Source organism: Alphaproteobacteria bacterium (genome assembly GCA_024244705.1).
Classification (GTDB): Bacteria; Pseudomonadota; Alphaproteobacteria; order JAAEOK01; family JAAEOK01; genus JAAEOK01.
The window spans coordinates 13,149-33,618 of record JAAEOK010000086.1; the positions used below are offsets into that span (position 1 = coordinate 13,149).

Here is a 20,470-nt window from a genome sequence, read left to right on the forward strand (position 1 = left end):
ATCCGAATTGGTGACTTTTCGGGACGGACACACGCCAGCGGCAACGTTTGCCGCGGTGGTGGACTGCTCGCTTTCCGCCCTCGCAGTATTCAGTGAGGGGTAGCTAGATTTGGATCACGCCACGCTTGAAAGCCGTCAGCACTTCCGCGCCATCGCCGGTCACGAGAAGCATGTCGGCATGGCGGAATCCGCCGGCGCCGACGACGGATATCATCGGCTCAATCGAAATCACCATGTCTTCCTCAAGCACGGTGTCGTTATATGGCCGCAGTTCGCCGATCTCGTCGCGACCGTACCATTGCCCCATGATTCCAAAGGAATGACCTGTGCCGAAGGTACGGTCACCGAGATAGCCCGCCTTCTCGAAAATCGGGTTTACGTGATCGTCGATCTCATTGCACCGGACACCGGGTCTGACGGCGGCGATTCCTGCTTCATGAGCCTCCGAACACACTTCGAACGGCTTCCTCACGTGGTCGGGCATTGTGCCGAAGAATAGGCTGCGCTCGAGCAGGTGGTAGTAGCCCGCGACCATAGGGAAGACGTTGAGACTGACGATCTCATCGGCGGCCAGCTTTCGTGTCGTGTTCGGATTGTGCGCGACATAGGTGTGCTCGGTGCCAAACTGGCACCATGCGAATGTTCCATCTTGCTCGGCCTCGGGAAAGCGATCGGCGATTTCCCGCTCCATGACGGTGACCGCGGTACGGGCGACATCTATCTCGGAAACTCCCTCGGCGATGGCGGTCTCGAAAGCTTCCGCGCCGCGCGTGGCGATCTCCGCACCCTGCCGGATATGGACGATTTCCTCTTTCGATTTGACGATCTGCTTGCGCATGATCGGGCGGCTGACGTCGACGAACTCGGACCCGACCATGACAGTCGCCAGCCCCTTGTACAGGCTGAATGGAATATAATATTCCTCGATACCGATCCTGCCGCGCTCAATTCCTCGATCCTTCAAAGTGTCGCCGATGTGCTTCAAGGCGCCGTCGAGCGGGCTTCGGGCATCCCAATAGATGCGGACGTCCTCGAACCACGACAGTTTTTTTGGACGGTCGAATTCAATTCGCGGTGCAATGACCGCCGGGTCGCCGCGCCGCGGAATGACGGCGAAGTGCCCGCGACCGAACGGCGTCATCCAGAAATTGCTGTAGTAGAGGACGTTATGAAAGGATGACGCGACGACGGCATCGAGGCCCATGAAATCCATCAGGTCTCGAATGTCGTCGAGCCGGCGGGTCATTTCCCGGTCGGAAAATCGGTGCATCGTGCGCGCCCTCTGTGTGGCAATCGGTCAGATACGGCAACACAAGTTTGTCGAGCTATGCAATTGTTTATTCACGCGACGGGGCGGTCTCTTCGCCGCCCGCGGTTCACACCCTAGAGTTCTTCGTCGAGCGCGAGTTCACTCGCTGCGGCCCAAAAATCGTCGAGGAAGGTATTCATCACCAGCGTGCGCGAGAATCCCTTTCGGGTCGCCAGAAAGTAAGGCGCGCTCCAATTCATGACTTGCGGTAGCAAGGATCTTAGATCGCCGGATCCAACCCATATGTCGCCGTAGTGCTTGGGCAGGAAGCCGATATAGGCCCCGGTTCGGATGAGCGAGGCCTTGGCGGCAACATCGGTAACCAGCGCGGAGGCGCTTTCGGCCATCACCCGCGCGAGTTCCGTTTGCATCCACATGCTGCGGGAGACGACCCGGTATTGGGTCAGATCCTGCACATTGATCTCACCCTGTTGGCGTTGAAAAAGTGGGTGCAGACGGCCGCAGTAGAGTTCTTGACGTTCGGAATAGATGTATTCGTAGTTGAGGCCGTTGATCTTGCGCGGAAAGCAGCCGATCACGAGGTGGAGTTGGCCGTCGAGCAGGAGCTTCTCCATGGCCTGGAGTTCTTCGACTTGAACCTGGATCTGGGTATCGTTTTCGCGCGCATTGAAGCGGCGAATGGCTTCATGAATTGGCGAGCGGCCGTTGCTGATAACCGAGTCGAGAAGGCCGAGATTGAGCGAACCCGTCAATTGCCCCCGAATGCTCGCCATGTCACCGCTGAAATCGTTCACCGCCGTGAACAGTCTTTTTGCCGCTTCGTAGACGAACTCGCCCTTGTCGGTGAGTTGGAAACCGACCCGCCCCCGTTGACACAGTTTGGTGCCCAATCGTCGCTCCAGTGTCGCCATATGATTGCTGATGGTCGAGGTGCCGATGTTGAGCTCAGTCTGCGCGGCGGCGAAACCACTATTATCGACCACCGTCTTGAAGACCTTCAGGAGGCGTAGGTCGCTGTCGGAAAAATGGAACATGTTGGTCCCCGAGGATCGAAGCAAGTACTGATTAGTATGATAACAGCGAACTATAAGGTTTCTTCGCTGAAATGACATATCCGCAGGGCGTTGATGGCCGTTCGTACCATTGAATGCGAGCACCAACCCGCGAGCGTTAACTTTGTTGAACTTCAATGTTATCTTCAATATGTCGACATTTTTAATGCTTCGGCACTGTGAAATGATGTCGATGCAGAATGAATCCGGGCCGAGAGGCTCGCAAAACACAGGGAGGAAGGCATGCAGCGGAATCCGTTTGGTCGTGGAAGAGCGACTCGCCGTCAGTTCGTGACCGGTACGACGGCTCTGGCCGGCTCCGTCGCCATCGGCGCCACATTTCCAAAATTGGCTCGGTCTCAATCCGAAAAGGTGGTGAGCTTGTTGAGCTGGCCCGGACATGGCGCCCAGGATGTGATTGGCCCCTTCGAGGCGGCGACCGGCATCAAGGTGCAGTCGAAGGAGTATACCGGCGGGGAGGAAATGATCGCGTTACTGCAATCCTCGCCTCCAGGCACGTTCGATGTCGTTTTGTCCGACGCCGAATATATCTATCAGCTGCAGCAAGCCGGCCTGATCGACGAGATGAACCCGGGCGATTACCCTATCGACGATTTCTGGCCGGAGTTTCAGAAATTTCCCTATCACTGGGTGGACGACAAGCTCTACTCGGTCATGGTCGACTACGGCTTCTTGGGCATGGTCTACAACACCGAGAAGCTGACTCGCGAGGAAGTCGATAGCTACTCGGTTCTGTGGGAGGAAAAAGTCAAAGGCAAGGTCGGTATGTACGATTGGTACCTGCCGAATATGATGTGCCTGAGCCTGTACGACGGCAACCATCCGCCCAACGACGTCTCGCCGGCGCAGTTCGAAAAACTCAAGAAAACGTTGTTCTCGTTATCCGGCCAGATGTCCGGTATCGGCCCCTGGTCATCGGTGTTCTCGCAGCTGACCAATGAGGAATCATGGGTCATGCCTGGGGTTGGCGCGTGGGCGGCGCTGTTGCTCGAGAACGATGGCGTGCCGATCAAAGCGATGGTGCCCAAGGAAGGCGGCCTGCAGTGGACGGAGTCGTTGTCCATCGCGTCATCCTCGGAAAACAAGGATCTCGGTGTCCAGCTCATCCAGTACCTGACGTCGCCCGAAGGCCAGGTATTGGAGGCGACCAAGTCGGCCTATTGGGCCTCGATCCCCAACAAGATGGGCTGGAAGAAGCTCAACGAGGATATGCCCGAGGCCGCCGTGCGGCTCGAGCATGAGCTCGACAAACGTAACGTCATGGATGAGTTCGCCGAAGGCAAGATCAGTATCCGAGGCGTGCCGGCGCAGCAATCGATCGAGGATTGGAACGAGGCCTGGACTGAGTTCAAGAACATGTAGCGTCCGGTTGGCTCCGATATCGGGCGGCGATGGCTAGAACGCTCGGCGACGAGGCACCGACGAATTTGTTGGCGACGGCGGCTCCGACCAAGCCCCGCTGGGTCAATGGGTTTGCGTTGGCTCATGTTCTGCCGCTATTGGTGTGGCAGATCGCGTTCTTCGTCGCCGCCCTGGGCTTTCTCGTTGTGATGAGTTTCTGGGTGGTCACCAATTTTCGACTGACCCCCGATTTCACCTTTGCCAACTGGATCAAGATGTACTCGACCGGGTACTTCCAGGACACTTATGTCCGGACTTTCTTGATCGCGTCGCTGGCGTCGGCGGTGACTAGCTTGATCGCCTTTCCTTGCGCCTATGGGCTGGCGTTCAAGCTGCCGCCGGGCTTACGACGGCTGGCTGTCTTCAGCCTTATCACGCCCTATTTCACGAGCTATCTGGTGCGCGCCTATTCGTGGAAGATCGTGCTCACGGAGACCGGCGTGCTCAATACGGCGCTGGGTTGGATCGGGCTCGGTCCATTCACGATGACCAACAACCTGTTCACCACCATGGTCGGTTATCTGACCCTTTGCCTGCCGATCGTGATCCTGCTGCAATTTTTCAGTTTGGCGAATGTGGACCGCAGCTTGATCGAGGCCGCGCATAACCTTCGCTGCGGTCGGTTCAAGACCGTGTTTCTGGTCATTATCCCAGCGGCCAAGGTCGGTATCATTCTGGCCGCGACCTTTACCTTCATATTGTCCTTCGGCGACTTCATAAGCCCCAGTTTCCTCGGCGGCAACAAGCCGCCGACGCTGAGCATTCTCATGGTCGACACCGTCCGGTCGGGTTCGCACTGGCCGCGCGCGTCGGTGGTCGCGTTGACCATGGTTGGCACTTTGATGGCGGTCGCATTCACCGCTCTGGCGTTCGCCTACGGCGCCGGAAAGCGCAAGACATGAACGCCGACCGGATCGTCACATGGCTGCTCCGGTCCTATGTCGTATTCGCGCTTGTGATCGTGTTCACGCCGATCATCACGAGCTTCGTGTTTTCGTTCGATGCGAACCGTTATGCCACCATTCCGTGGGGCGGTTTCAGCACCAAATGGTATCAGGCCGCCTTCGCCGACCCGGAAGTCGCGAGCGGTTTCCGAAATACCGTCATCGTCGGCGTCTGCACGTCGATAATCGCGACGCTGATCGGGTTCGCCACCGCCTATACCGATTACCGCTATCGTTTCCTCGGCAAGAACGTCTATCTGGCGCTTGCGCTGCTGCCGCCGACGATCCCGGTGATCATTCTCGGCCTCGCGATGCTCGTGTTCATGTCGAGGACCGGACTATCGGGCTCGCTTCACTCGATAATAATCAGCCACGTCGTTTATTGCATTCCCTTCGCCATGGCCCTCATTCGCTTGCGACTGGCGCAAATGGATCCGGACTTGGAAGCGGCGGCGTGGAATTTGGGCGCTGGTGAGTGGAGGACTTTGCGGGATATCGTTTTGCCGTTCACCCTTCCCGCGATCGCTTCCGCAATGTTTCTGACCATGGCCGTTTCCTTCGACGAGTTCGCCATAGCCTGGTTCGTTTCAGGCTTCAACGAAACCCTGCCGGTCCGTATCCTCGTTCTCCTGCAGCGCGAGGTCAGCCCCAAGGTCAATGCCATCGGCAGCATCGTTTTTATAATCTCTATGACTTTGGTCATCGTAGCCCAGCTCCTGCTCATGGTCCGGCAGCCGAATAGCGGCGCGAAATGGGCCGAAGGCGGCTAGGGGAAGGCGAGATGTCGGAGCCTCTTCTCGTTCTCGATCGCGTCGCCAAGCGTTTCGGCAGCATCACCGCCGTACGCGAAGTGGATATTGAGATTAGCGAAGGCGAGTTTGTCGCGATTATGGGCCCGAGCGGCTGCGGCAAGACGACCACGCTGCGCATGATCGCCGGTCTTGAGACGCCCAGCGATGGCGAGATTCGACTTCGCGGGCGCCGAATGAACGAGGTCAAGCCATGGGACCGCGATACGCCCTTGGTCTGGCAGAGTCTGGCGCTGTTTCCGTTCATGAGCGTCGTGAAGAATGTCGAATTCGGTCTTAGGATGCGGGGAATCGGAAGTTCGGAGCGGCGGCAGCGGGCCTTGAATTGGCTTGAGCGGCTTGGCATCGGAAGCCACCGCGACCGGAAAGTGGATCGTTTGTCCGGGGGCGAACGACAGCGCGTAGCGCTCGCGCGGGCCTTGGTCACCGAACCCGAGATTCTTCTTTTGGACGAGCCGTTGAGCGCGCTCGACGCGCACCTCGTGGTTCGCATGCAATCCGAGTTGAGCCAGCTCCAGGACCAACTCGGCATCACTTTTTGCTATGTCACGCACAACCAGTCGGAGGCCTTCGCCATGGCCGACCGCGTCGTGATCATGAGCGACGGCCAGGTCCAGCAAGTGGGCTCACCGCGAGTAGTATATCGGGCCCCCGCCAACCGATTCGTCGCCGACTTCGTGGGCGCCAACAATGTCATCGCCGGGACGGTGCGTGGCCTGGAGGACGATCGGACAATGGTCGATACCGGATTTGGCACACTGGCCGCACCCGCGTCCAAGGTTGGCACCCTGAAGGTCGGCGATACGGTCGACCTGGTTGTCAGTGCCGATCGCATTTCGTTGTCGACGACCGGCGGTGGCGACGAGAACCGTATACGCGGCACGCTCATCAGCGAGCAGTTCGTCGGTGCCGTAGTCACTCTTTATCTCGATACGGGCGGGGAGTCCGAATTCCGTGTTCAACTTCAGCAACACGAAGCCGACGCGCTTGAAATGTCGCGGGGCGTTTCGCTGATCGCCGGTTGGCGGGCCGAACACACCTATATCCTGCCGGGGGAACGCAAAGGAAATGTCCGATGACCCATAACGAACGGATATCCGACCTGACGTGGATGGAATACGAGGAGCGGGTTCGCGGCGGCGACACGCCGGTGTTGTTGCCGGTCGGCGCGTTGGAACAGCATGGTCCGCACTTGCCCATGAATTGTGACACGCTGATCCCAACGGAGGCCTGCGCCCGTGTTGCTAAGAAGATCGGAGCCTTGGCGGCGCCGCCGTTGTGTTACGGCTATAAATCTCAGCCCAAGTCCGGTGGCGGCAATCACTTCCCGGGGACCACCAGCCTGGACGGCGCGACGCTGACAATGATGACGCGGGACATCGTCCGGGAATTTGCCCGCCATGGGGTCCGCAAGGTTGCCATTGTTGTCGGCCATACCGAAAACCTGATGTTCACGATCGAGGCCTGTGACCTGGCGTTGCGAGACCTGTACGCCCAGGGGCTCGACGATCTCAAAATCGTGCACATGGGCTATTGGGAGTTTCTCTCCGACGAAACCCTGAAAAAGGTTTTCCCCGACGGCTTCCCAAGTTGGAACCTCGAGCATGCCGGGGTGATGGAGACGTCGACGATGCTCCACCTCTATCCGGAGCTGGTCGAATTCGACAAGGTTCCGCTTCATCCGCCGGCCGATTTTCCGCCCTACGACGTCTATCCAGTCGATCCCAGTAGGATTCCGTCCTCCGGCGCATTGTCTTCGGCGAAGGATGCGACCGCCGAAAAAGGAAAGCTCATGCTGGACGAGTACGTCGATTCGATCTCGTCTGCACTACGCGAGGAATTCAGGCTGGAGTCGTAGCGTCGAGGCTGCCTGCATCAAGGAGGAAGAATAATGAGCCGACGCGTATTGATCGAGGAGATGACGTGGACCGATTACGATCAGCGAGTACGGGAGGAGAACCCGCTCGTCATATTGCCCGCCGGATCGCTCGAGCAGCACGGGCCTCACACACCGCTCGCAACCGACACGATTATTCCGAAGGCGATCTCCGCCGCCGTCGCAGAGCGAATTGGTGGCATGGTTGCGCCGGCGATTTCCTACGGCTACAAGTCACAGGACCGCACCGGCGGCGGAAACCACTTCGCTGGCACGACGAGCCTCGATGGCGAAACGCTGATCCGATTGACCCGCGACATCGTTAAGGAATTCTCCCGCCATGGCGTGCGTCGCATGGCAATTATGGATTCGCACTACGAGAACGAGATGTTCTTGATCGAGGGCATCGACCTCGCCCTTCGCGAGTTGCGCGCGGAAGGTGTCGACGACATGAAGATTATCAAGATCCGCTATTTCGAGTTCACCTCGGAAGAAACCTTGGACGAGGTTTTTCCTGACGGATTTCCCGGCTGGCCCCTCGAGCACGCGGGCGTGATGACAACGTCGGTGCTGCTCCATTTGTGTCCGGAGCTCGTTCATATGGATCGGGTTCCCAACCATCCGCCGATCGAGTATCCGCCTTATGATGTTTTTCCCGCGGATCCGGAACGGGGTTCGCCCACCGGCGTGCTCGCTTCGGCACAAGGGGCGACGGCGGAGAAGGGCAAATTATTGTTCGACCGTTTCGTCGACGGCATTTCCGGTGCGCTCGCCGGCGAATTTTCCCTCACCGACCGAGCCGGCCCACGGGACCAGAATGCGAGGCAATGATCGCGTAGTTCGATGGAGGCGAAAATGACGATGAACCGGTTCATGCAAGCTGCCTACGACGAGGCCACGGCAAGTTTCGATGAGGGCGGCGTCCCCGTCGGTTCGGTCCTGGTCCACGATGGCGAAATCGTGTCCGCCGGACGCAATCGTCAGGAACAGAAGGGCAGCAACCTCCTGCACGCCGAAAACGATGCATTGGAATCCGCCGGTCGCCGCGGCCGTCGTTTCTTTCGCAATTGTGAGCTCTACACGACCCTGTCGCCGTGCCCGATGTGTGCGGGTGCGGTCCTGTTTTACGAAATTCCGAAGATGATAATCGGTGACGCGACCAATTATCCTGGCGAGGTCGAATGGCTGCGGTCACGTGGCGTCGATGTCGTCGTCGAGGACAGCGCCGAGTGCATCGCGCTGTTGCAGCGCTTCATGACCGAGAAATCGGACCTTTGGGCCAAGGTCACCGCGGATTGACCGCGGCATCAAGGGAGCGGAGATGGTGGCAGAATGAATAGGCATGACTTCAAGAAAGCTTTCAAATGCCTGGGGCCGGCCATTCTTCCGGTCATCCATGTCGCGACTGCGGAACAGGCATTGCGAAACATTCGGATCGCGTGCGGCGAGGGCGCTCAAGGCGTTTTCTTGATCAATCACGATTTCGCCGAGACCGAAATGGTGCCAATTCTGCGGGACGTGCGGGAAAAGTTCCCGGCGCTCTGGCTCGGCGTGAATTTTCTCGGCGTCACCGGAAAGGATGCGTTCCCCGTGCTCGGCGGTTTGCAGCGCGAGGGAGTCGTCGTCGACGCCTATTGGGCCGACAACGCGCGCATCGATGAGCGCCGAGACGATCAGGTTGAGGCGGATGAGATCGCCGGAACACGCGCCGATAGCGGCTGGACCGGTCTCTATTTCGGCGGCACCGCCTTCAAGAAACAGCGTCCGGTAGAGGCCGAACAGCATGGTCGCGCAGCCGAGATCGCCACGGCCTATATGGATGTCGTCACAACTTCGGGTCCGGCGACGGGGGAGGAAGCCGAGTTGGCGAAAATCGCCGCATTTCGATCAGGGTGCGGCGATCAGGCACTGGCGATCGCGTCGGGGGTAACGCCCGACAACGTGATGGAATACGCCCCACATGTCGATGCCATCCTGATCGCGACGGGGATCGATTTTCCGGGCGACTTCTACAATATCGATGGCGACCGGCTGCGTCGGGTAATTGCCGGTGCGCGCGCCGACGGCGACGCCGAACTGCTGACGACAGATCCCAACGGTGATCGCGGCGATCGTTGGTACCTTTATCGGATCGCGCCGAATGTACGGCCGGGCGTCATCACCTGGAATGACCCATCGACCATGTACATCAACGCCCGGTCGTTCAATGCGATCTTGGACGATCTTGTCGCACCGTTCGATCGCGGCGAGTTCGATGTCGTGGCCGGTCCCGATGCCATGGGCTTCGTCCTTGGCGCTGCGATTGCCGCGCGCTTCGGGAAAGGGTTTCTCACCATCCGCAAGGCCGGCAAGATGCCGGTCGACGTCGATGTTGCCGAATTCTCGAATTACACCGGCCGCAGCGGAAGTATGGAGCTGCGCAAACCGGCGTTCCACCCGGGAACGCGTGTGTTGCTGGTCGATCAGTGGATCGAAACGGGTGGCACGATGGCCGCCGCCATCGACCTTGTTGAGCGGCAAGGCGGCATTGTCGCTGGCATCGCCACCGTCTGTTTGCAGGAAACACACGGCGCCCAGGCGCTGCGGGAAAAATACAAGTGCTCCACTCTTGTTCTTCCCGGGACCACATTGCAGGACCAGATCGACTCGGGGCGCCCCGATTTTTTCGACGACTTCGACTGGGAATGCTACTTGCCCGATCGCAGTGAAACCTGATGCGCCCACTCCCGGTAATTGTGCTGTCGCCGGTGAGGGGAAATCCAGCCGACTATGTCGATGACGAGATGGCATTTCGCGCCTATTTCTGTCCCGGCTGTGCGACGCAAATTGAGACCGAGATCATCCTGTCGGAATTGCCGCCGATATGGGACATTCAGATCGACTGGAGCGATCGATGACGGCGGCGCCCTGAGCCGATTGCCGTTATCGACGACGAGGAGCGATGAAAGATGACAGCACGATTGAATTCAGCAAGCGCCAAAGACATCGCCTATTCGATACATCCTTACGTCAATCTCAAGGTTCACCAGGACGAAGGTCCCTTGATCATCGAACGGGGCGAGGGAATCTACGTCTACGACGATGCGGGTAACCGCTATATCGAGGGCGTTGCCAGTCTGTGGTACGCCTCGCTTGGCTTTAGCGAGCAACGACTGGTTGAGGCCGCTTACGATCAAATGAAGAAGCTGCCCTGCTATCATAGCTTCGGCCACAAGGCGACAAGTCCGGGAATTGAATTGGCCGAACGTCTGGTCGAGATGGCGCCGCCACAGTTGACCAAGGCGTTCTTCGCGAATTCCGGTTCGGAAGCGAACGATACCGCCGTCAAGGTCATCCGCTACTACAACAACGCTCTCGATCGACCCCGAAAAAAGAAGATCATCAGTCGCTTCAAGGCCTATCACGGATCCACGGTCGCCGCCGCCAGTGTTACCGGAGTGCCTCGGAATCATTGGGATTTCGACCTTCCGATCGAGGGCATTCTCCATACCGATTGCCCCGACCATTACAGATTCGCCGAACCCGGCGAGAGCGAGGAGGATTTCTCGAAGCGGCTTGCCCAGAATCTCGAGGACCTTATCCTTCGCGAAGATCCGGAGACTGTTGCGGCCTTTTTCGCAGAGCCGGTCATGGGCGCCGGCGGCGTTCTAATTCCGCCGCGCAATTATTTCGACGAAATTCAAGCGGTGTTACGCAAATACGATATCCTTCTTGTCGCCGATGAGGTGATTTGCGGCTTCGGCCGACTGGGCACGATGTTCGGCAGCGAATCTTTCGGCATGAAGCCGGACATGATGACACTCGCCAAGGCGTTGTCGGGCGGCTATCAGCCGATTTCCGCCCTCTTGGTATCCGACCCGATCTACGCCGCGTTGGTTATGGAGAGCGAGAAACTCGGCGGTTTCGGTCACGGCTTCACCTACTCGGCCCACCCGGTGCCGGCCGCGGTCGCGGTCGAGACCCTGAAAATCTACGAGGAGCGAGATATTCTCACCCATATTCGCCGGGTCACACCGCGTTTCGTCGACGGTCTAAACAAGTTCGCCAGCCACCCCCTTGTCGGTAAGGTGCGCGTGATGGGACTCCTTGGTGGCGTTGAAATCGTCGCCGACAAGGAAACCAAGCAGCCTTTCGATCCTGCGTTCGCGGTGGCACAGAAAATCGAAAAATTATGTCTCAAGCACGGACTCATCACGCGTCCGCTTGGCGATGTGGTGTCGTTTTCGCCGCCGCTGATTATCGACGAGGCCCAGATCGATGACATGATGGAAAGATTCGGCCGGGCGCTCGACGAATTGGCCGCTGATTTGGCAGAGGCGCGCACCATCGCCGGATGATTGGCTCCTAACCGACCCATCGCGCGGCCGCGCGATTTGACCTGCATCAATGCGGCGCCGATGAAGGCAGAACAGGATTCACGCAGCCAACGAAATCCGAAGCAATGCCGCACGCCCTTGCCATCATCCAGCAGGAACATCGCAATCTGAGGGCCCTGTTGAATTGCCTTGAAAGCCTTGTCGACGATGTCGCCAAGAACGATCTGTTGCCGGACTTGGCGGTATTCGACCTGATATTCGATTACCTTGGTTCCTACCTCGACCGCTACCACCACCCAAAGGAAGATACCTACCTGTTCGCGGCCCTAAGAAAACGCGACCCCGGGGCGGCCGTAGCAATCGACGCATTGGAGGCAGAGCACCGGATGGAACCGTCGATGCTGGCGAAGATGCGGACCGCGCTCGAAGACTATCGATCGAATGGCGCGCCCGCGTTGCCGCGACTTCGCGATGCGATCAGGGCCTATGTCGAATTCGAACGCAGCCATGCGATGAAGGAAGAAGATGAAATCTTCAGCCGCGCGAAGAGCGTCCTTACCGAGGAAGACTGGGTTGCGATTGAAGATGCTTTTGCGGCCAACGAGGATCCGTTGTTCGGCGAAGGGCCGACGCATCGCTATCGCACCTTGTTCACCGAGATTTCATCACGCGTCCCGGCGCCACACGGTTTCGGGCGCGCATGGCCGCCACGTTCCTGATCGATCACCGGCACCATCGAATTGATGCACGGCTATCATCCGTCATCCTGCGCGCGGCTGGCCATGAACAATCCGACAAGCCCGACCAACGACAACAAGATACCGACAATCCAACTTTCGAACTCCACCATTTTCGCGCGCCTCCGATCGCTCTCCACCGGCCCCTTGGAGCGTCCAGGCGGACATTTGGCCCGCTGTGACCTCTAGGTCAATCAATCCGGTCTACGCCGCGGTGTTCGGTTCCAGGCCGTCCTCGACGCCAGCCAGCTCCATGCACCGGGGCCAGTCCGCAATGGCAATCTGATGGGGATCGTCGAATTTGATGATTCCGTTCCCGCGCAGCCGCGTAATGCAACGGCTGACTGTTTCCGTCGTCAAACCCAAATGGTCGGCGATATCGCTGCGGCTCATCGGCAGTTCCACCGTGTTCGGTGATTGGCTTTTGAGATAGGCGCGCCGGGACAACAGGTACAGAAACGTCAAGATTTTTTCCTCGGCCGATTTGCGGCCGAGGAGCAGCATCTGATCTTGTGCCGAGGCCAGCTCGTTCGATGCTATTCCGAGAAGCCGTTTTTCGAGATGCGGGAGTTCCTGGAGCAACGCTTCAAGCCGCCCTCGGTCGAAACGGCATAGCCGTGACGGCGAAACCGTCTCGGCCGTGTAGGCGTAAAGGTCCTGGTGGGCGAGGCCGAGGAAGTCGGAGGGGAATAGAAAGCCTGTGATTTGCCGCCGGCCATCGGCCAACAGCTTATACAACCTGACGCAGCCCTCGACGATGACGAAAAGATGCGCCGCGGGATCCGACTCGTAGAACACGACCTGACCCGTGCCGACGGTCGTGTGCGTCACGATTGCATTAAGGCGGTCGAGCTCAGATCCCTGAAGCGCGCCACAGACGCTGAGTTCCCGCACACCGCATGCCGCGCAAGGATTATCCGGTTGCGTATTCACCCTTGCGGGCTTCAGTGGATCGGCCGAGTTAGGTTTCACTCGATATCTCCTGGGCGGGACTTATCGAATCTTCGTCATTGTAGGGTCTTTGGGATCGCTTTGAAAGCGATGACGCTGTTGACCTATATCAAAGCAAGGCAAGGCGGCGGGTTTCACTATGCCTGACGAGCGCTGCGACGCGGCAGATCTTACGGGATGCGTAGAATGTTATGTGGATATCGGGCCCGCCACCTGACCGCTACCGACATTTGCCGGGCCTATCCGCTGATCCAAGCGGCGTTTGCCGACCTTTCTCTCGAAGATTGGACTCGGTTTGCGCGGATCCAGATCGAGGACGTCCGCCTGCCTCGCGTGAATTCGGGAATTGTCGCGGTCGAGAATGAAAGCGGTTATTTGCACGGCCTGTTTTCGTTCAAGATCGTCGATGACGGTTTGGTCGGCCGCGTCCTGAATTGCGACCATTTTGTCGTGCTCGAGTTGCTACCGATCGGTGAACCGCTGGCGAAACTTGTCTCCGCCGCCAATCGATTGGGACGCGACAACAATTGCGTTCAGGTCCATATTTGCATTCCGACACGGGTGTCCTTTCACGATGAAGCAAGCTCGCCGATGATCAAGCTGCTCAATGATGCCGGTTTCGACCGCGAATCAGTGCGTTTTCGCGGTACCGACGACCGCGGCGGCGACCAATTGAAGGACAAGTTCAATCTATTCGATCTGGAGGGGCCTCAATGACACTCAAGCACATTGTCGTACAGCTCGATGATGCCAAGAATGCAACGTCACGGTATAAGGTCGCGTTCGATCTTGCCTCTAGTCATGAAGCGCACGTCACCGGCCTTTATGTTATCGCGCCGCCTTTCGTTCCGACTTACATGGCCGGTCATATCGGCGGAGCCTTCTATGATAACCAACAGCGTTTAGCGGAAGATGCCGCGACCGCAGCCTGTGACGAGTTCGACGAGGCCGCGAAGACCGCAGGTCTCTCATACGAGACGATGACCGCTGAGGGACCGCCGGCCGATCGCGTTGCCGAAGTCGCGCGCTATGCCGACTTGGTCATTGTTGGGCAGCCCGACCCCGACTTGGTCGGACCGGCCGATCCTGCGATGGAAGTTCCGGGTACCGTGATCCTCGAGGCCGGGCGACCGGTCATGGTCGTGCCATACGTCGGGGCCCTCGATCACGTTGGCAAGAGCGTCATGGTCATGTGGAACGCAAGCCGCGAAGCGACGCGCGCGATCTATGATGCCCTTCCGATTCTTACCGCCGCCCAAAAGGTTTCGGTGGTGAGCGTGAATCCGGGCCGTGGGACGCCCGACATTGGCGATCTACCGGGTGCCGATATCACCCACCAACTTGCGCGTCACGGCATCAAGGTCGAGGCCGCACCGACCTATGCCAACGATATCGATGTCGGCGATGTCATACTTTCGCGAGCCTCGGACGTCGGCGCCGATTTGATCGTCATGGGCGGTTACGGCCGCTCGCGTTTTCGCGAGATGATTCTCGGCGGAGCCACCCGCCACCTGCTCGAACATATGACGGTGCCGGTTCTTTTCTCGCACTGACGCCTGTCGTCTCGGTCGATAACCGCGAGCGCAAGTTTGTCCAGACAAACATGGTCAGAAATCGCCTGTTGGTGTGGAAATACAAGGGCATTTCTCGGAGCGCGGACCGTCACTCTGGAAAATCCTTGCTAGCTCCAGCATATGATGGAGCTGCGCAGATCGACGATCTCAGGGGCGAACCGCCGAAAGAATAGGCCGGTCCATTTCTCTTCTGTCGAGTTGCTGAAGAGGGGAAATAGACCCCTAGGCAGACATCGAAAAGTCGCGTTCGCCACTTTCCTTGAGGGATCCCGAGTCAGGATTGGCTCGAAATCCGGCTGGGTCTATGCCGGCGAAATCCTTGAACGCACGCGAGAAGTAGCTGCGACTTTCGAAGCCTACTCGAATTGCGATCGTCTTGATCGGGAGGTCGGTCGCGGTCAGCAGATGTGCGGCGCGACGAAGTCGAATCTCCTTTAAGCAATCGATCGCGGTTCGGCCAAAGGCCTCTTTGAAACGCTCGGCGAATGCGGCACGGCTCATGCCGGCAAGGTTTCCCAAACTTTCCAGCGTATGATTGGCCTCCGGTGAATCGAGCATGGCCGCCAAGGCGCGGCCGAGCGACTGGTTTCCGAGAGCTGCGAGCCATGGAACAAAACACTCGCCGGTCGTCTCCGACTGAACGCGAAGCAGCGAGATCAAGCACTGTTTCATGAGCATTGCCGCCAGAACCTTGGTGCCAGGCTGTGGCTCCGCCAGTTCATTCAGCAGGTTGTGGAAAGGTTCCCGGAAGGATTTGACCTCACTCACGTTTTCGATCAATGGAGCACGGAGATAGTCGAACAGTTTCGTCACTTGCATATAGTGTGCGTGCACATATCCACACGCCAGCGTAAGGCCCGGCGGGCCATCCCCCACCGTCAATAGGTCCCAACCGCCGGCGAGCGGTTCGCACTTGGGCTCGACAAAATTGAATTTCCGTTCCGGATCGGCGGTGATGGTCAGGCGCGTGCCCGGTGGCACGATCATGACCGTTTCCGGCACAAGCTCTGTTAACTCGCCAGTGTCTCGCCAGGCCGACCCCGTACCGGATAGGACGTAGTGAATGGCGCTATGTTCATCTTCCGAAAGAACGAAGGTTGCGTCCTGTCGTACTTCGCAAATGGCAAAGGCCGAAACCTCGGCTTCCAGCCCCCCGCATAGTTGGTCGAAAGTCAACATGATGGCGGTGTGGAAGGAAAATTTACGATAGGGGACGGGTCATTGACCATAAGGCACCTATAGGGAAGTAGTATTGTTGCTACGCAGTATCGCACGGAATTACACCAAAGGAAAAAACAATATGCAGCAAACAAGGAAACAGAAAAGTTGATTGTTTATTCTTCAATGCAATTCACTTGATAGCGGAAATGCAGTTGAGTCGGTTGCTCAACTTGACCGCTATTAGGTCACTAACTGCCGACATCCTCGACCGCGAGTAATGCAAAAGCCCATCCCAATTCTCAATCTTAAGGAGACCCAAATGGCGACCCGCGAAAGTATCAACCTCGACAAACTCGAAGATTTTCGCACCTTCCTCGAAAACAATCCGGACAAGGGAAAACTGCACCTGGAGGCCAAGGCTGTTTACGAGGGCCAAGCCGGACGGAGCATGATCCATGTTGGCCGCTTCGCGGTCGATGATGATGTTATCGATCGTCCGACTCGCCACTACACGTTCCCCTTCGGAGCCTGGCGGGAGGTCGAAGACATGATCGGGATGGAAGGAGCAACCGACCGCATGGAACCGGTGGAGATGGCGCTTGCCTCTACCGCGGCATGCCTTATCAACTCCATTACGCTCAACGCCGCCCGGCTGGGAATCGACACGACAGGTCTCGAGATCACCATTCGGACAACCGTCGATCCTCGCGTGTTGTTCGCCGTCAAAGGGCCCGAGGAGCACGGCTCATGTCTTGGCACCATCGAATACGACGTCAAAGTCAGTGGCGATGTCAGCGACGAAGAGATGGAGACCATCGACAAGCTTTGCCACTACTCGCCGGTGCACGGGATGATGGCCGAGACCATCAACATCGAGGGGTCAGTTTCACGAGCCTAGCGTTCCGACGGAGTCAGAGTGACGAAACCGACGAAGAGAGGTATCGATACTCTACGACCACGGGGCTACGGGACCGCGAATAAAGGGACTATTCGTCGACTCGCGTCCGGAATCGAGGTCGGTCCGCAACTTTCATTAAGTTGATGCTCAGTCTGTTTGTGACTGACCTCTGACTCCGCCGCCTAATGCGGCAGAGATGTCCACGCAAGCATGGTCAGAAACATCGCATTGGCGGCAAATAGGGCAGACGCAAAAATTCGGGTCACGCTTCTCCAGCGACGGGCGAAGAAGCTTCCGACATAGCCGACGCCGACAAGGGCTGGAATTGTGGCCACTGCGAATATGGTCATCGCCGCCGCTCCTCGAAACGTATCCCCGGTCGCGGCTGCTGCTGCCAGTGCGGCATAGATCATTCCGCAGGGAAGGAACCCGAGCGCAACGCCCAGGCCATAGCGCCGACCGACGCCCCGGCCACGGGCCAAGGGTGCCGCCAAACGAGTCAAGGGTCGCAGCCATGGCGCCGTCAGTGCGCCGTTTTGGCCCGACGTGGCCATGGCTCCGTTCCAAGCCTGTGATGCGAAGAGGATTGCCGCCGTCAACAGCAGTGCGGCCGCCAGCCACCGAAATGCGGCGACGCCATGAATTTGGGACGTCAGACTGGCGGCGATACCACCAAAGACGGCATAAGTCGTAGCTCGACCAAGGTGGTAGGGGATCAATATCGCGCCTTGCAAACGGCGCCATTCACCAAGCGAGTTCTTGCTGCCGTAAGCATGATCACCAGCGGTCTGAGCAAGGACAAAAGGGCCGCACATGCCTGAACAGTGCAGAAACCCGCCGGCCAATCCAGCCAGACCCATGGCGACAAATAACGAATTGCTGTTCGAACCGAGTTCGCGACAAAAAGCGATCGCAGCAGCGACCAAATCGCCACCGGGCAGGGCATCGAACATGGCCCCAGAAATGCCACGTCTGCGCCGTGTGGCTTTGACCTAGATCAATGATGGAGCCCAGTTTCACTGCGATCTTTCGGCCGTTTTCGGCCCGCCGCGTTACCGGCGGGCCGCCGATTTAAGGGGGAGGTACTGCGATGACCAATGTGGCCGTTGCCGGGCGCGCGGAGCGTTATAACGAAGACGTTGTCCGCTTGTTCGTCATTGCCACCGTGTTCTGGGGTGTCGTCGGGTTTCTGGTCGGGGTGGTTATCGCGTTCCAACTCGCCTTCCCGCTGCTCAACCTGGATTTGCCGTGGACGACATTTGGGCGACTCCGCCCGGTCCATACTTCGGCGGTCGTATTTGCCTTTGGCGGCAACGCGCTTTTTGCAACATCCCTCTATGTCGTGCAGCGGACGTGCCGGGCTCCGCTTTGGGGCGGGCACACCGTCGCCAGCTTCCTTTTTTGGGGTTATCAGCTATTTATCGTCCTGGCCGCCTCGGGCTATGTCCTCGGCGTAACCCAGTCGCGCGAATACGCGGAACCGGAGTGGTACGTCGATATATGGCTCACGATCGTGTGGGTCCTCTATCTGGTTGCCTTTGTCGGCACGATCATGCGCCGCAAGGAGCCCCACATCTATGTCGCGAACTGGTTTTTCCTCGCCTTCATCGTCACTGTCGCGATGCTGCATGTGGTCAACAACCTCGCCGTGCCGGTCTCGTTCTTCGGCACCAAGAGCTATTCGCTATTCTCCGGTGTCCAGGACGCCCTGACCCAGTGGTGGTATGCGCACAACGCGGTCGGCTTCTTCCTGACCGCGGGGTTCCTCGGGATGATGTATTATTTCATTCCAAAGCAAGTCGACCGGCCGATCTATTCATACCGATTGTCGATCGTTCATTTCTGGTCGCTGATCTTCCTCTACATCTGGGCCGGCCCGCATCACCTGATCTACACCTCGTTGCCCGATTGGGCGCAGACCCTTGGCATGACATTCTCCATAATGCTTTGGATGCCGTCCTGGGGGGGGATGATCAACGGCCTCATGACGCTCTCCGGCGCTTGGCACAAGCTCCGCACCGACCCGATCCTGCGAATGATGGTGACCTCAGTGGCGTTCTACGGGATGTCCACGTTCGAAGGGCCGATGATGTCGATCAAGGCCGTGAACAGCCTGTCCCATTACACCGACTGGACGATCGGCCACGTTCATTCCGGGGCTCTCGGATGGGTCGCGTTCGTCAGCTTCGGCGCCATGTATTACTTGGTGCCGCGGTTGTGGAATCGCGAGCGGCTCTATTCCCTGCGTCTCGTCAGTCTTCACTTCTGGATCGCGACCATCGGCATCGTCCTCTACATCACCTCGATGTGGGTATCCGGCATCACCCAGGGGCTGATGTGGCGTGCTTATGACAGCCTCGGTTTTCTGCAATACTCGTTCGCCGAAACGGTGCAGGCGATGCATCCATTCTATATCATTCGTGCGCTCGGCGGGGTGTTGTTCCTGCTCGGTTCGTTGGTCATGGTCTACAACCTGTGGCGTACCGCACGCGGCGACCTGCGTGACGAGCGGCCCTATCTGGACCCGCGGACCGTCGCCGCGGCCGCCGAGTAGGGGGACGCCATGGCCAGGTTCAGTCACGAAAAGGTCGAGACCAATGTCATCCTGATGTTGGTGTTGACGTTGATCACGGTTTCGATCGGCGGTCTGGTGGAAATCGTTCCGCTCTACACGATCGAATCGACGATCGAGCGGGTTCAGGGTGTTCGGCCCTATACGCCACTCGAGTTGATGGGCCGCAATATCTACATCCGCGAAGGTTGCTACCTCTGTCACAGCCAGCAAATCCGGCCGTTCCGCGACGAGGCCGAACGTTATGGCCATTACAGCCTCGCCGCCGAGAGCATGTACGATCACCCGTTTCAATGGGGCTCGAAGCGTACCGGGCCCGACATCGCGCGGGTCGGTGGCAAGTACTCCGACGATTGGCATGCGGCGCATATGACGGATCCGCGCAGCGTGGTGCCGGAATCGATCATGCCGGGTTATCCGTTTCTCGCCTCCCGCTCCCTGGAGATCGCCGATATCGCCGCGCATCTCGAGGCCAATGTCGCGGTTGGCGTGCCCTACACGGACGACATGATCGCCAACGCACGCGACGATGTCATCAACCAGGCGGACCCGGAAAACGGCGATCCCGACGCACTGCTTGCGCGCTATCCGAAGGCAGCCATCGGGCCCCTCGACGGTGACCCCGATCGCATTACCGAATTGGACGCCGTCATTGCTTACCTGCAGATTCTCGGCCGCATGGTGGATTTCTCCACCGTGGAGCCGGAACAGCTCAAACAGTAGGCGCGACCCATGGGCGAGATTTACGAAGCCCTGCGCAGCTTGTGGGTTGTGTGGCTGGTTTTGATCTTTCTCGGCATCGTCGCCTGGGCATTCTGGCCGGGCAATCGCAAACGCTTTCAGCGGGACGCGGAAATCCCGTTTCGGGAAGAGTCGGAGGACTAGGCA

Annotated in this window: 22 protein-coding genes and 1 pseudogene; 18 read left to right on the top strand and 5 right to left on the bottom strand. The window is 58.4% G+C overall.

All coding sequences use genetic code 11. The features are described 5' to 3' along the window. Positions 1 to 103 precede the first annotated feature (103 nt). Both GY791_16940 and GY791_16945 read right to left on the bottom strand, forming a co-directional pair. Positions 104 to 1,270, bottom strand: coding sequence for an aminopeptidase P family protein (locus GY791_16940; protein ID MCP4330112.1), 1,167 nt, complete (start codon positions 1,268 to 1,270; stop codon positions 104 to 106). A 113-nt stretch (positions 1,271 to 1,383) separates the two neighbouring features. Continuing rightward, a complete protein-coding gene (locus GY791_16945) occupies positions 1,384 to 2,304 on the bottom strand; it encodes a LysR family transcriptional regulator (GenBank protein MCP4330113.1) in 921 nt (306 codons plus the stop codon). A gap of 261 nt (positions 2,305 to 2,565) precedes the next feature. On the opposite strand from GY791_16945, the gene GY791_16950 reads away from it, so the two are divergent. The 12 genes and pseudogenes from GY791_16950 to GY791_17005 all read left to right on the top strand — a co-directional run bounded on the left by GY791_16950 (position 2,566) and on the right by GY791_17005 (position 12,408). Beyond that, on the top strand, positions 2,566 to 3,705 hold the full coding sequence (locus GY791_16950) for an extracellular solute-binding protein (protein MCP4330114.1): 1,140 nt from the start codon (positions 2,566 to 2,568) through the stop codon (positions 3,703 to 3,705). A 29-nt stretch (positions 3,706 to 3,734) separates the two neighbouring features. Further along, a complete protein-coding gene (locus GY791_16955) occupies positions 3,735 to 4,646 on the top strand; it encodes an ABC transporter permease (GenBank protein ID MCP4330115.1) in 912 nt (303 codons plus the stop codon). Beyond that, positions 4,643 to 5,458: an ABC transporter permease gene (locus GY791_16960; GenBank protein MCP4330116.1), complete on the top strand. Its 816-nt coding sequence runs from the start codon at positions 4,643 to 4,645 to the stop codon at positions 5,456 to 5,458. Before GY791_16955 ends, GY791_16960 begins: the two co-directional genes overlap by 4 nt. 11 nt (positions 5,459 to 5,469) lie before the next feature. Next, complete coding sequence (locus GY791_16965; protein MCP4330117.1) at positions 5,470 to 6,576, top strand: ABC transporter ATP-binding protein; 1,107 nt, start codon at positions 5,470 to 5,472, stop codon at positions 6,574 to 6,576. After that, positions 6,573 to 7,355, top strand: a complete 783-nt coding sequence (locus GY791_16970) for a creatininase (GenBank protein ID MCP4330118.1) — start codon at positions 6,573 to 6,575, stop codon at positions 7,353 to 7,355. Before GY791_16965 ends, GY791_16970 begins: the two co-directional genes overlap by 4 nt. Positions 7,356 to 7,388: 33 nt before the next feature. Next, a complete protein-coding gene (locus GY791_16975; protein ID MCP4330119.1) occupies positions 7,389 to 8,204 on the top strand; it encodes a creatininase in 816 nt (271 codons plus the stop codon). 30 nt (positions 8,205 to 8,234) lie between these two features. Then, on the top strand, positions 8,235 to 8,672 hold the full coding sequence (locus GY791_16980; protein MCP4330120.1) for a nucleoside deaminase: 438 nt from the start codon (positions 8,235 to 8,237) through the stop codon (positions 8,670 to 8,672). Positions 8,673 to 8,705: 33 nt separating this feature from the next. Continuing rightward, positions 8,706 to 9,443, top strand: a pseudogene (locus GY791_16985) (adenine phosphoribosyltransferase). 111 nt (positions 9,444 to 9,554) lie between these two features. Next, complete coding sequence (locus GY791_16990) at positions 9,555 to 10,088, top strand: adenine phosphoribosyltransferase (GenBank protein MCP4330121.1); 534 nt, start codon at positions 9,555 to 9,557, stop codon at positions 10,086 to 10,088. Further along, positions 10,088 to 10,270, top strand: coding sequence for a hypothetical protein (locus GY791_16995; GenBank protein ID MCP4330122.1), 183 nt, complete (start codon positions 10,088 to 10,090; stop codon positions 10,268 to 10,270). Before GY791_16990 ends, GY791_16995 begins: the two co-directional genes overlap by 1 nt. 51 nt (positions 10,271 to 10,321) lie before the next feature. Beyond that, positions 10,322 to 11,710, top strand: coding sequence for an aspartate aminotransferase family protein (locus tag GY791_17000; GenBank protein MCP4330123.1), 1,389 nt, complete (start codon positions 10,322 to 10,324; stop codon positions 11,708 to 11,710). 104 nt (positions 11,711 to 11,814) lie between these two features. Continuing rightward, on the top strand, positions 11,815 to 12,408 hold the full coding sequence (locus GY791_17005; protein MCP4330124.1) for a hemerythrin domain-containing protein: 594 nt from the start codon (positions 11,815 to 11,817) through the stop codon (positions 12,406 to 12,408). A 222-nt stretch (positions 12,409 to 12,630) separates the two neighbouring features. Here the strand turns inward: GY791_17005 and GY791_17010 are convergent, their stop codons facing one another. Next, on the bottom strand, positions 12,631 to 13,320 hold the full coding sequence (locus GY791_17010; GenBank protein MCP4330125.1) for a cyclic nucleotide-binding domain-containing protein: 690 nt from the start codon (positions 13,318 to 13,320) through the stop codon (positions 12,631 to 12,633). Positions 13,321 to 13,563: 243 nt separating this feature from the next. Here GY791_17010 and GY791_17015 point away from each other — a divergent pair, with 243 nt between their 5' ends. Together GY791_17015 and GY791_17020 are read left to right on the top strand one after the other, a co-directional pair. Next, complete coding sequence (locus GY791_17015; GenBank protein ID MCP4330126.1) at positions 13,564 to 14,094, top strand: hypothetical protein; 531 nt, start codon at positions 13,564 to 13,566, stop codon at positions 14,092 to 14,094. Then, the gene (locus GY791_17020) at positions 14,091 to 14,930 is read left to right on the top strand and encodes a universal stress protein (GenBank protein MCP4330127.1); all 840 of its coding nucleotides are present in this window, start codon (positions 14,091 to 14,093) and stop codon (positions 14,928 to 14,930) included. The genes GY791_17015 and GY791_17020 overlap by 4 nt, the downstream gene beginning before the upstream one ends. A 243-nt stretch (positions 14,931 to 15,173) precedes the next feature. Here the strand turns inward: GY791_17020 and GY791_17025 are convergent, their stop codons facing one another. After that, on the bottom strand, positions 15,174 to 16,130 hold the full coding sequence (locus GY791_17025; protein MCP4330128.1) for an AraC family transcriptional regulator: 957 nt from the start codon (positions 16,128 to 16,130) through the stop codon (positions 15,174 to 15,176). Between the two features lie 301 nt (positions 16,131 to 16,431). Here GY791_17025 and GY791_17030 point away from each other — a divergent pair, with 301 nt between their 5' ends. Then, positions 16,432 to 17,010 (top strand): OsmC family protein, encoded by a 579-nt coding sequence (locus GY791_17030; protein MCP4330129.1) that lies wholly within the window; start codon positions 16,432 to 16,434, stop codon positions 17,008 to 17,010. A gap of 182 nt (positions 17,011 to 17,192) precedes the next feature. Here the strand turns inward: GY791_17030 and GY791_17035 are convergent, their stop codons facing one another. After that, positions 17,193 to 17,963, bottom strand: a complete 771-nt coding sequence (locus GY791_17035; protein MCP4330130.1) for a sulfite exporter TauE/SafE family protein — start codon at positions 17,961 to 17,963, stop codon at positions 17,193 to 17,195. Between the two features lie 137 nt (positions 17,964 to 18,100). Between GY791_17035 and ccoN the strand changes: the two genes are divergently transcribed. From ccoN to GY791_17050, 3 genes are read left to right on the top strand one after another with little or no spacing between them, the layout of a single operon-like run. Continuing rightward, complete coding sequence (gene ccoN / locus GY791_17040; GenBank protein MCP4330131.1) at positions 18,101 to 19,564, top strand: cytochrome-c oxidase, cbb3-type subunit I; 1,464 nt, start codon at positions 18,101 to 18,103, stop codon at positions 19,562 to 19,564. A 9-nt stretch (positions 19,565 to 19,573) separates the two neighbouring features. Next, complete coding sequence (ccoO, locus tag GY791_17045) at positions 19,574 to 20,305, top strand: cytochrome-c oxidase, cbb3-type subunit II (GenBank protein ID MCP4330132.1); 732 nt, start codon at positions 19,574 to 19,576, stop codon at positions 20,303 to 20,305. Positions 20,306 to 20,314: 9 nt separating this feature from the next. Next, positions 20,315 to 20,467: a cbb3-type cytochrome c oxidase subunit 3 gene (locus GY791_17050; protein MCP4330133.1), complete on the top strand. Its 153-nt coding sequence runs from the start codon at positions 20,315 to 20,317 to the stop codon at positions 20,465 to 20,467. Positions 20,468 to 20,470: the final 3 nt, after the last annotated feature.